Annotated in this window: 1 protein-coding gene; it reads right to left on the bottom strand. The window is 66.1% G+C overall.

Going from position 1 to position 872, the window contains the following annotated elements:
• Positions 1–39: 39 nt before the first annotated feature.
• The coding region (locus ON20_RS25770; RefSeq protein ID WP_157228996.1) for an IS3 family transposase at positions 40–872 on the bottom strand (833 nt) is incomplete at its 5' end.

The raw sequence follows: 872 nt of genomic DNA, 5'->3' as shown, positions 1-872 counted from the left end.
CGGGACCCCGTTGATCGGTCCACCGTGAGTGTGAGTCGGTTATCGGTGGATGCAGGCAGCAGCGTATCCCGCGGGGGTTTGATAGCCCAGGGCTGAGTGCCTGCGGTAGTGGTTGTAGTCGTTTTTCCAGTCGCTGATCACAACGCGGGCTTGGGTCAGCGACCAGAAGTTGTTGATGTTGAGGCATTCGTCGCGCAGTCGGCCGTTGAACGATTCGATGTAGCCGTTGCGCCAAGGCTGTCCGGGTGGGATGAACGCCAGGCCGACGCGTTCACCGGCCCAGTCCCGCATCGCCTGGCATGCCAGTTCCGGGCCGTTGTCGCTGCGCAGCGCGGCCGGGTATCCGCGGCCGGTGGCGATGCGGTCGAGTTCGTCGATGAGCCGGTCGGCGGTGATGGAGCGTTCGACCAGCCCGCCCAGGCATTCGCGGGTGTGCTCATCGACGATGGACACGATTTTGACCGGAGGGCCGTCGTCGGTGGCGTCGAACTGGAAATCGATTGCCCACACTCGATTCGGCGCGTCCGCGGTCACCGCCGTGACCGTCGAGTCACCGATTCGTTTACGGCGCCGTCGCTGCGGCACCCGTAACCCTTCCTGACGCCACAGGCGTTGGATCTTCTTGTGATTCGCCGTCCAGCCTTCGCCGCGGGCGTCGTGGTAGGCGCGGCGGAACCCTTGACGGGGGTGGTTGCGTGCCCAGTCACGCAACCATGCCCGCAACGGGGCATCTCGATCCGTGGGCTGCTGCGCGCTCGCAGGACGGCGCTGGGTACTGCGATGTTGCCCGGTCACCCGGCAGGCAAACCGTTCGCTGACGCCCATGAGGCGCCTCAGATGCGCTACGGCCGCCCGCCGGCGTTCCGGGTCTA

The organism is Nocardia brevicatena NBRC 12119 (genome assembly GCF_000308495.1).
GTDB classification, from domain to species: domain Bacteria; phylum Actinomycetota; class Actinomycetes; order Mycobacteriales; family Mycobacteriaceae; genus Nocardia; species Nocardia brevicatena.
Note: the sequence above shows the minus strand (reverse complement) of the source record. Positions and strands in the feature narration are given on the sequence as shown.